Source organism: Pirellulales bacterium, from assembly GCA_035656635.1.
In the GTDB taxonomy this organism is placed as follows: Bacteria; Planctomycetota; Planctomycetia; order Pirellulales; family JADZDJ01; genus DATJYL01.
The window spans coordinates 1-9,246 of record DASRSD010000143.1 but is presented as its reverse complement, the minus strand read 5'-3'; the positions used below and the strand labels follow the sequence as shown (position 1 = coordinate 9,246).

The window sequence follows — 9,246 nt, the reverse complement described above, 5'->3', positions numbered from 1 at the left end:
TATACCATGCCACAAACAGACTTGTCATTGCCGCATGGTGGCGAATGGTTTTGCTATGGGCATTGGTCAAACGCGTGTATCTGCGAACGTGCATTCTCAGTGAAAGATTGAGCCGCTCTGAGTAACTTGTGGAAATTTTATCCGGGTCAGGATTGCCAAACACGGCATGCTTTTCTGCGTTTGCTGGCCTAGTAGGTCTTGCTCAATAGCCGGGTACAGTGCCCAAATGTCCGTAGCATTCTGTTAAGACTAACTCCACCTACTGCTCTCACTGCAGCAACTGGGCCGGCCGCTCCACCACGTTCACTTCCAGCGTTTGTTCTTTCCCATCCCGAATAATTTTCACCGGCACTTTTGTGCCGACTTCGGTCCGGGCCACCATCATCTTGAATTCGTTTTCTTCCGTCACCGGCAGACCGTTCCACTGCATGATGACATCCCCCGGTTCTATGCCTGCTTTTTCGGCCGGCGAGCCGCCGGTCACGGCCACTACGGCGGCGCCGGTCGTTTGGCCGGCGGGCACTTGCAGTCGCAACTGGGCAATTGTCGCCGGGGTAACCGGAGCTAAGCCCACTCCCAGATAACCGCTAATCACTTTGGCGTTGTTCCGAATTTTTTCGTAAATGGTTTTCGCCACGTTGCTGGGAATGGCAAAGCTGATGCCCTGGTACGTGCGGCCGAAAATCGCCGAGTTCACTCCCACCACGTCGCCGTTCACATCCACGAGCGGTCCGCCGCTGGATCCCGGGTTGACGGCCACGTCGGTTTGCAAAAAATCTTTGATTGGGCTGTCGCCAATGTCGCGCCCTTTGGCGCTGACAATGCCGGCGGTAATGGTTTGATCCAAACCGAACGGATTGCCAATGGCCCACACCATTTCGCCCACTTCCAGTTGGTCGCTGTCTCCCCAGGTAACCGGCGTTAGCCCGGCGGCGTCGATTTTCAAAACCGCCAAATCGAAGCCTGGCTCTACTCCATACACTTCCGCCGGATGCGCGCGGCCATCTTCCAGCGTGACGGTGACGGCCGTGGCGTTTTCCACCACGTGCAAATTGGTGAGAATGTAACCGTCCGGATCGACGACAAAGCCCGAGGCTTCCCCTTCCTCGGCATAGGAGCGCGGCCCGCCGTTAAAAAATTGGCCGAACCCATTCCGCTGGGCCCGCAATTCCCGGCGTGTATCGACGTGCACCACGCTGGGCTTCACCTTGCGATACACCAGCGTGAACGCCTTGCTGAGCGATTTCAAATTCAGCGCCGGCAGCGATTCCTGTAGCGCCTGCACTTCCTTCTTAGTGCGGGCGTATTCAATTTGCCCCAACAGCGCCGGCAAGAAGGCCAGCACAATTACGCCCAACAAAAGCAGCAGCAAAAACGGCAACCGGCTAGGCATCCGGTCGCTTCGTTCGGTGGGCGGCCCGGCCGGCCGCTGCGGAGGCGCCGGATTATTGAATGAATCCATGACGGCTGGAGTTTGCGTTGAGTGTGGCGGAAAAACTCGCTGCTGCAATGGCGAAGCGATTGTTCCCGCGCGGCAGGAAATTTGGCCGCGAAATCCAGTATACCGCATACCGCCGGCAATGGCATCGCCGGCCACGCCTCGGGATTGTAATGAACTTTGGCATGAAGCTGGATGGGTGGCCGGGAACAAGCGCAACGAGCCTCCGGAATTGCGGCACGGTGGGCTCACTTGGTTCGACCACGCCACCCTGAAATCCCAAGTGCATCACCACCAAATCCCCCGGCATCGTGAACGCGGAAAAAAATTGCCCATAATTTTCCCGGCCGCAAAGATTTTTCCCCATTTTTGAGCCACTCGTTTGTTATAGTGCGCGCCGCATGCGCGAGTGCTGTGCTTGCTGTTGCAATTGCCGCTCTAGCGCCAGCCGAAAGTTGCTCGCAGCCGGCCCAGCCGGACGCCGATACCAACCGCAAACAAATCGATCGGAAATGCTTCACCGCGAACTCAAACTGGCCGACTTATGTCACACCTTCGATCACGAACACCCGCGAATTTCCTGAACGGGAGAAGGCCGACGGCTGACAAAACATCCCCTTTTTGTCGCCAAACAAAAAATCCCAGACAAAACTCGCCGCCTTCCGTTGTAGCGATTGGCCGCCGCGCGCTGGAAAAACTTGCGCTGTCTGCCGCTGGTTGTTGTTCCTGGCCGTTTCGCCCCTCGCTCCTCAATCACTCTTCGGTTACTGTGGAAACCATGCCGGAACTTCCGCCATCTCGATGGTTTCCTCCCGCTGAATCGGCGAACGAGTATGGGCTGGTATGCGTCGGCGGAACTTTGCGGCCCGATAACCTCCTGGATGCTTACCGCCATGGGCTGTTTCCCTGGCCGCTGATTGACGGCGTGGAAGAACCGCAATGGTGGTCGCCCGATCCGCGGGCAATTTTCGAGTTGAATGGCTTTCATGTTTCCCGCCGCCTGGGCGAAACACTTCGCGGTGGGCGGTTTACGTTGACCGGCGACAAGGATTTTTCCGGAGTCATTCGCGGCTGCGCCACGGTGGGCGATCGACACAATCACACCTGGCTAACGCCCGAAATGATTGCGGCTTACGAACAACTGCACCGGCTGGGACACGCGCACAGCGTGGAAACCTGGAGCGGCGGCGAACTGGCCGGCGGCGTGTACGGCGTGGCCACGGGCGGATTATTTGCCGCCGAATCGATGTTCTTTCGCCAGCGCGATGCCTCGAAAGTAGCGCTGTTTCATCTCGTGCAACATTTGCGTCGTCGCGGCTACTGCCTGATGGATATTCAGCAACTAACCGACCACACGGCCAGCCTCGGCGCGGTGGAAATTCCCAGAATGGAATATTTGGAGCGGCTGGCCGAGGCCCTGGAACTGCAAGTGGAATTTGGAACTTTGGAACCGCCTGATTACCGAACCGATGACAAGTAACGAATTGAAATTCGATGCCGCAGATGAAGCCGCCACCGCGGTGTTTGGCGCCGCATTGGCCGAGGTATTGCTGAACGCGAAACTGGAAAACGTAGCGATCGCGCTGATCGGCCCGCTGGGCGCAGGCAAGACCCGCTTGGTGCAAGCGGTGGCGAAAGCAGCCGGGGTGGAGGAAGGAACGGTCGCCAGTCCTACGTTTGTGTTAGTCCACGAATATGCGGGCCACGTTCCGATTTATCATTTCGACGCGTATCGACTACACAGCAAAGTCGAATTCGCGGCGCTCGGGCCGGAAGAGTATTTTACCAGCCCAGGGTGGTCGCTCGTCGAATGGGCAGACAAAATTCCGAATTGCCTGCCGCCCGACCGGTTGGAGATTTCCATTTTGCCAACCGGCCAGACGGCTAGGCAGTTATCAATTCGCGCGTTAGGGGTGCGTTGCGAAGAAATTATCGTGGAACTGGAGCACCGGCTTTCACTAAGAAAGGGGCGTGCCAATGAAAATTAAACGTGAGCTCCGGGCAGCTATTTATTTTTGTTGACATCAACATCAGTGTTGGGCGTCTTGACCGTCGTCCCGTTTTTATCCGATTGCACGTTTACCCCTGGTGCTTGGATATCAACGTTTGGCTTATTTGCCGGCGGTGGAGTGGGGTTGGGATTGGGATTGGGATTGCTGGGTTGCGAGCCCGGTTGGTTACAAGCCGCCAATGGCAGCGCAGCGGCCATCAGCAGCGCACAAGTAAAGCGTTTCATCGTGATTTCTCCATGAATAAAAGATTGGTTTTCGCGCACTCTCCGGACGTCGTAAAGCGTAGCAAATTACGTGCCGACTTACAAAATAAACCTGCTCAAATCTTCGTCTTCAGCCAAAGCGGACAGGCGCTGCTTGACGTAGGCCGCATTGATCGGCACGTGTCCTTTTTGCATGTCAGGCGCCTCGAAGCTCAACTCTTCCAGCAATCGTTCCATGATGGTGTACAACCGCCGGGCGCCAATGTTCTGCGTGGTTTGATTCACGCGGAATGCAAACTCGGCCAGCGCGTCGACGGCGTCGTCGGTGAATTCCACATTCACGTCTTCGGTGCCCAACAGGGCGATATACTGCTTGGTGAGCGCGCTTTTGGGCTCCTTGAGAATGCGGATGAAATCGTCCTTCGTCAAATCCGTCAGTTCCACTCGAATAGGAAACCGGCCCTGCAATTCCGGCATCAGATCGCTGGGCTTAGCCCGATGGAATGCGCCGGCGGCCACAAACAATACGTGATCGGTCCGGACATACCCATACCGCGTTTGAATGGTGGTGCCTTCGACAATGGGCAACAGATCGCGCTGCACGCCTTGGCGGGAAACATCGGCTCCTTTCCCCTCGCTGGCGACGATTTTATCGACCTCATCCAGAAAGATGATGCCCAGGTTTTCAGCGAGCGAAATGGCCTGCGAATGAATATTTTCCTTGTTGAGTAAGGCATCGCATTCGTGATCGAACAAAATTTTCCGGGCTTCCGCCACAGTAACTTCACGGCGAATGCTATTCTTTGGCAGGATTTTTTCGAACATGCCCTGCAAATCAAAATCGACCTGTTCCATGCCTATGCCGGTGAACATCATGGGCACGGCTTTTTGCTCGATGGTAAGTTCGACTTTGCGCTGTTCCATTTCGCCGGCGGCCAGCATGGCCCGCATTTTTTCGCGAGTGCGTTCGTGGCGGTCGGCCGAATTAGGGCCATCGCTGGTGGTATCGTAATTGGGAGGCAAGGGAGCCAACAAATCCAACAGGCGTTCGCTAACGCGCTGTTTGGCTTCCTCCTCGACGTTCTTGCGTTCGCGGTCGGCGACCAGCGTAATGGCGTTTTCGACCAGCTCCCGCACCATGCTTTCCACATCGCGGCCGTAATATCCAACTTCGGTGTACTTGGTGGCTTCGACCTTTATGAACGGCGCGCCAGTGAGCTTGGCCAGGCGACGGGCAATTTCGGTTTTTCCTACGCCGGTAGGTCCAATCATCAAAATGTTCTTGGGAGCGACCTCCGCCTTCATGTCGTCAGGCAATTGTTGCCGCCGCCAGCGATTGCGAATGGCAATGGCTACCGCGCGTTTGGCATCGGCCTGGCCGACAATATGCCGATCCAACTCTGCAACAATTTGACGTGGGGTGAGCTCTTGCATAGAAGCAAATTCAACTCTCACTGGCGAATTCTTCAACGTGGATGTTCATGTTCGTATAAATATCAATTCCCGCAGCGATTTCCAACGATTTCCGTACCACCTCGCCAGCCGTTAGCGTTGAATGTGCCACCAAGGCGCGCGCCGCGGCTACGGCATAGGATCCCCCAGAGCCGATACCTAGTACGCCATCAGTCGGTTGAATGACATCTCCAGTTCCCGTTATCAACAACGTATGCTTCCCATCGACAACCGCCAGAAGCGCTTCCAACCGACGCAACACCCGATCAGTGCGCCATTCCTTGGCAAGTTCGGTCGCCGCACGAGGCACGTTGGAGGGAAAATCCTTCAGTTTGGCTTCGAATCGCTCCAGCAGCGCAAAAGCATCCGCACTAGAACCAGCGAAGCCGCAGACAACTTTGCCTTCCACCAGCCGACGAATTTTCACCGCATCGGCCTTCATTACCGCGCTGCCCAGCGTCACCTGGCCATCGCCGCCGATGGCGACTTTGCCCTTGTGCCGCACGGTGAGTATGGTCGTAGAGTGAACTTTCATGTCGTCAGTATTAGCAGCAGACGGAGAGAATTAAACGGCGTACGTTGCCTGTGGCACCAAAGCATCACCAGAATCGCACAAAAATTGTACGAACGAACCCAGTATGGCCAAAAACATATTCATCTGCCAGGGGGAGTACCGGCGACAATTTTCGCAGTTAGCGTCTCAGGCGCACAATTGGCCAGAGCAAAACTACGGATGGTAGTTGGAAGCGATTGTGAATGCGAACTTACTCGCAACTGCACAGGCCCAGAGATTGCAATGTGCTTTGCGAAATTCCAGCTGTTTGTCACAGCCATTATGCGGCGGCGCGGCTCGATTGCAGAGTTTTCAATTCGTCCACAATTGGGCCGTGTAAGGCGGCCTCTAAATCCCTCATTGCACGCGAGGCCACAATACCGTCGACAACTCGGTGATCGCAAAGCAGCGTGACCACAGCGTGGCCGTTGTCATCCAGCGGTCCATAAGTAAGGCTGCTGCTCAAGAAAGTTTGGTGCATGCGATTTAATACCCCTTGGCCAGCAAGCGTACTCATGGTGAAGGTACCCAACCGTCGGGCACGTTTACTGCCGCCGAAATTCATATTCCACCAGTACAGGAATCGCCGCAAGAGCATAGGCATCTTACTGAGTAAAACCTGGCGACGAAAGATGTGCTCCACCGGTTCTGTTTGGTAAGCATTCAATGAGTGCTGCAATCGAACGAGCGAATAATTTTCTGGCATCGCAAGTGCCCCCCAACAAATTCGATCCTCGCCTAAATATTGACGATTCACGACGACCATCGCAGTGCTATGCGTCTCTTCCACCAAGTGCGGCCAAGGACAGCGCACATACGCTTGCCGCAAAGCACGTTGTTGTTGTGCCGCAAGCGCATAGGCTTTGACAAAAATTGCCGCCCAAGAGATTCGTTGCCGGGCCGATTTGCGCAATAGCGTGATTTCAGATAAATCAAATGTTCTTTCAATTGGAAACAATGGAACACGACGTGCAAACCATAATCCATCGAGCACAAGACGACGATTAATGGAAATTGCCAACCATTGTCGGTCGATAGCACCAGACAACGCAATCGCATTGCCGATCGTGACTATGGGGCCAGACGTGCCAGGTAATTGATTCATCGTGATCGCTGTTTAACATGGCTGGAGACTTGGGGCAAGATCGGTTCAACATTGGCGCCTTACCACTAGCAGGCAGAGGCAGGTCAGCATTATGCTCACAGGATGGACGCGAACACAATACTTTCCCGCAGTCCCGAAATAATGACGGCCAGCGAAACTGGGTTGCTAGTGATTGACGTGCAGCAAAAACTTATTTGTTTGATCAACGGCTACGCACGAATTGTATGGAACATCCGACGGTTAATTGATGGGGCAAAACTTTTAGGATTACCAATTCTTGCCACGGAACAATACCCGCAGGGTTTGGGGCACACAGCGACAGAGCTACTAACTCATCTAGATAAAGTGTTTCACAAGACCACGTTCAGTTGTAGCGGCTGTATCGAGTTGCGTCGTGAACTGGAAGCGTCAAATAAACGCAAGTGGTTGGTCTGTGGAATCGAAGCCCATGTGTGCATTCAACAAACAGTGCTTGATTTGCTGGCTGAAGGATTCCACATTTACGTGGCCGTAGACGCTGTTGGATCGCGCGGAAGTTTCGATTACGAAATCGCGCTGCGACGCATGGAAGCAACAGGCGCAACGCTCACGACCGTCGAAGCAGCGCTGTTTGAATGGTGCCAGGATTCCAAGTCATCGCAGTTCAAGAATATTAGCAAATTAGTGCAGGAACGACCGCCTGTGCATTAGTCAAAGCGGCAAACGAGATTACCGAACACAACAATGTGGGCACTTCCATGGAAACCAAAATCCCTACGAAAGAAACATTTCGCGAGTTTTATAATCACGCTGCACCTTGGGATATCAGCCGGCCACAAGAACCATTTGTGAAGGCCGCAGCAGAAATCAGCGGTTCCGTTTTGGATACCGGGTGCGGGACAGGGGACAACGCGTTATTTTTTGCTCAACAAGGCTGCCAAGTCACTGGCGTTGATTTTTTGGAGGAGCCGATTCAACGAGCCAAAAAGAAAGCCTCGCAGCGCGGCATCAATGCGACGTTCTTGGTGCAAGATGCATTGCAGCTCAGCAAACTTAATCAACAATTCGACAACATCATTGATAGCGGTTTGTTTCATGTATTTTCCGATGAAGATCGAATGCGGTATGTCGCCGAATTAGCCAAGGTATTAAAGCCGAATGGCAGATTCTTTATGATGTGTTTTAGCGATGCGGAACCGGGAACAGATGGGCCGCGTCGTGTCTTCCGGCAGGAGTTACAAACAACGTTTGCCGATGGCTGGCAAATTGAATCGATTGACGCAGTCCGCTTTGGCGTCGCGGAGAATTTATCACCGCAGATGCAATTCACCCCAGGTGGTCCGCACGCTTGGTTTTGTAAGATTCGACGTACAAAATGAAGTTTCATTATTCACTCTCTGCTGTGTAACAGTGTCAGCCGCAGCAAATTGAGCGCCTGCTTGCCGCCACGGGTTTTGAGAATATCGGGATGGCCTGCATAAGGAGATGAACGTACTTTCGTTCCGCTTGGTCCTGCGACGGCAAAATGCAACAGAGGCGTTTCGATAACCTGCGGATTAATCCTGGGCAATTCGCCAACCGCTAATCCATAATCGGTCCTCAATTTTTCTCGGCATTTTTGTGCCATTTCGCTGACTATCCGCTCATGTTCGCTTGACGATGAATCATGGCATGATTCCGTTGCCAATAAGGCCGCCAATGCCTGATGATTTTGAACTACAATTCCGCCTAAAAAACTCCCACGGCTAGGCGGAACGTCGGCCAGCCAGGTGGCAATCATCCCGCCAGAGCCCCATTCGGCGGTGGCCAAAGTTTTCTTCTGTGCGGTCAGCAACCGCAGGACCGCGTGTTCCAATTCATCGTCCCCTTCGCCGAAAACTAAATCACCCAGACAGGCGTGAATGGTTGCAACGGTTGGTTCCATCGCCCGATAGCATTCTTCCGGCGATTCGCCCGCCGCAGTAATGCGCAGAGTGATGGTCGCGCCATGCACGGTAATGCCCACTTGAGGATCGCGTCCCCGACGAATTAAGTCGGGCAGCATGGCTTCCAAATCACTTTCGCCCACACCGAAACATTTGATTTGCTTGTGTCGAATGACCCGTGGTGAGCCAAGCATGGCGGAAATTGTAGGCGCCACGGTTTGCTGCCACATCTCTCGCATTTCCGCCGGAACGCCGGGCAAAGCGAAAATCCGCGATGCAGAACCACCTTGCCTCGGCAGCTCGATGTCGATTCCCGGCGCAGTGCCGGCAGGGTTGGGAATTACTCGGCTGCCACGCGGAAACATAGCCTGCACTTTGTTGCGCAGCGGCATGGGACGTTTACGTTGCGAAAACAAACCTTCAATGCGCTCCAGCGCTGTCGGATCAAGCACCAGTTCCACACCGGCAGCCGCGGCCAGGGCTTCTCGGGTTAAATCGTCAGCGGTTGGACCCAAGCCGCCGGTGGCAATCACCAGGTCAGCACGTTGGGCAGCCTGGCGAAATACCTGCACGTTGGCG

General features: G+C 54.4%; 10 protein-coding genes and 1 pseudogene. 4 read left to right on the top strand and 7 right to left on the bottom strand.

Going from position 1 to position 9,246, the window contains the following annotated elements; translation table 11 throughout:
• Together VFE46_13560 and VFE46_13555 are read right to left on the bottom strand one after the other, a co-directional pair.
• A pseudogene (locus tag VFE46_13560) lies at positions 1-157 on the bottom strand (IS1 family transposase).
• Between the two features lie 111 nt (positions 158-268).
• Positions 269-1,462: a trypsin-like peptidase domain-containing protein gene (locus VFE46_13555; protein ID HZZ29020.1), complete on the bottom strand. Its 1,194-nt coding sequence runs from the start codon at positions 1,460-1,462 to the stop codon at positions 269-271.
• A gap of 754 nt (positions 1,463-2,216) precedes the next feature.
• Between VFE46_13555 and aat the strand changes: the two genes are divergently transcribed.
• Together aat and tsaE are read left to right on the top strand one after the other, a co-directional pair.
• On the top strand, positions 2,217-2,918 hold the full coding sequence (aat, locus tag VFE46_13550; GenBank protein ID HZZ29019.1) for a leucyl/phenylalanyl-tRNA--protein transferase: 702 nt from the start codon (positions 2,217-2,219) through the stop codon (positions 2,916-2,918).
• Positions 2,908-3,426 carry a tRNA (adenosine(37)-N6)-threonylcarbamoyltransferase complex ATPase subunit type 1 TsaE gene (gene tsaE, locus VFE46_13545; protein ID HZZ29018.1) on the top strand — a complete coding sequence of 173 codons (519 nt, stop codon included), beginning with the start codon at positions 2,908-2,910 and terminating at the stop codon, positions 3,424-3,426. Before aat ends, tsaE begins: the two co-directional genes overlap by 11 nt.
• Before the next feature lie 17 nt (positions 3,427-3,443).
• Here the strand turns inward: tsaE and VFE46_13540 are convergent, their stop codons facing one another.
• The 4 genes from VFE46_13540 to VFE46_13525 form a co-directional block, all read right to left on the bottom strand.
• Entirely contained in the window at positions 3,444-3,674 is a 231-nt protein-coding gene (locus VFE46_13540) for a hypothetical protein (protein ID HZZ29017.1), read from the bottom strand.
• A 78-nt stretch (positions 3,675-3,752) separates the two neighbouring features.
• Positions 3,753-5,087 carry an ATP-dependent protease ATPase subunit HslU gene (gene hslU, locus VFE46_13535; protein HZZ29016.1) on the bottom strand — a complete coding sequence of 445 codons (1,335 nt, stop codon included), beginning with the start codon at positions 5,085-5,087 and terminating at the stop codon, positions 3,753-3,755.
• Between the two features lie 10 nt (positions 5,088-5,097).
• Entirely contained in the window at positions 5,098-5,640 is a 543-nt protein-coding gene (gene hslV / locus VFE46_13530) for an ATP-dependent protease subunit HslV (protein HZZ29015.1), read from the bottom strand.
• A gap of 298 nt (positions 5,641-5,938) precedes the next feature.
• Positions 5,939-6,763, bottom strand: coding sequence for a hypothetical protein (locus tag VFE46_13525; protein ID HZZ29014.1), 825 nt, complete (start codon positions 6,761-6,763; stop codon positions 5,939-5,941).
• A gap of 102 nt (positions 6,764-6,865) precedes the next feature.
• On the opposite strand from VFE46_13525, the gene VFE46_13520 reads away from it, so the two are divergent.
• On the top strand, positions 6,866-7,453 hold the full coding sequence (locus VFE46_13520) for a hydrolase (protein HZZ29013.1): 588 nt from the start codon (positions 6,866-6,868) through the stop codon (positions 7,451-7,453).
• Positions 7,454-7,500: 47 nt separating this feature from the next.
• A complete protein-coding gene (locus VFE46_13515) occupies positions 7,501-8,121 on the top strand; it encodes a class I SAM-dependent methyltransferase (GenBank protein HZZ29012.1) in 621 nt (206 codons plus the stop codon).
• An 11-nt stretch (positions 8,122-8,132) separates the two neighbouring features.
• On the opposite strand, the gene VFE46_13510 is transcribed toward VFE46_13515, so the two are convergent.
• On the bottom strand, positions 8,133-9,246 hold a 1,114-nt coding region (locus VFE46_13510), incomplete at its 5' end, for a molybdopterin-binding protein (protein HZZ29011.1).

Excerpts from the sequence above, each read along its gene's own strand:
- VFE46_13555 (HZZ29020.1), bottom strand. The coding sequence starts at position 1,462 with ATGGATTCATTCAATAATCCGGCGCCTCCGCAGCGGCCGGCCGGGCCG.
- VFE46_13515 (HZZ29012.1), top strand. The coding sequence starts at position 7,501 with ATGGAAACCAAAATCCCTACGAAAGAAACATTTCGCGAGTTTTATAAT.
- VFE46_13525 (HZZ29014.1), bottom strand. The coding sequence starts at position 6,763 with ATGAATCAATTACCTGGCACGTCTGGCCCCATAGTCACGATCGGCAAT.
- hslV (HZZ29015.1), bottom strand. The coding sequence starts at position 5,640 with ATGAAAGTTCACTCTACGACCATACTCACCGTGCGGCACAAGGGCAAA.
- aat (HZZ29019.1), top strand. The coding sequence starts at position 2,217 with ATGCCGGAACTTCCGCCATCTCGATGGTTTCCTCCCGCTGAATCGGCG.
- hslU (HZZ29016.1), bottom strand. The coding sequence starts at position 5,087 with ATGCAAGAGCTCACCCCACGTCAAATTGTTGCAGAGTTGGATCGGCAT.
- VFE46_13540 (HZZ29017.1), bottom strand. The coding sequence starts at position 3,674 with ATGAAACGCTTTACTTGTGCGCTGCTGATGGCCGCTGCGCTGCCATTG.
- tsaE (HZZ29018.1), top strand. The coding sequence starts at position 2,908 with ATGACAAGTAACGAATTGAAATTCGATGCCGCAGATGAAGCCGCCACC.
- VFE46_13520 (HZZ29013.1), top strand. The coding sequence starts at position 6,866 with ATGGACGCGAACACAATACTTTCCCGCAGTCCCGAAATAATGACGGCC.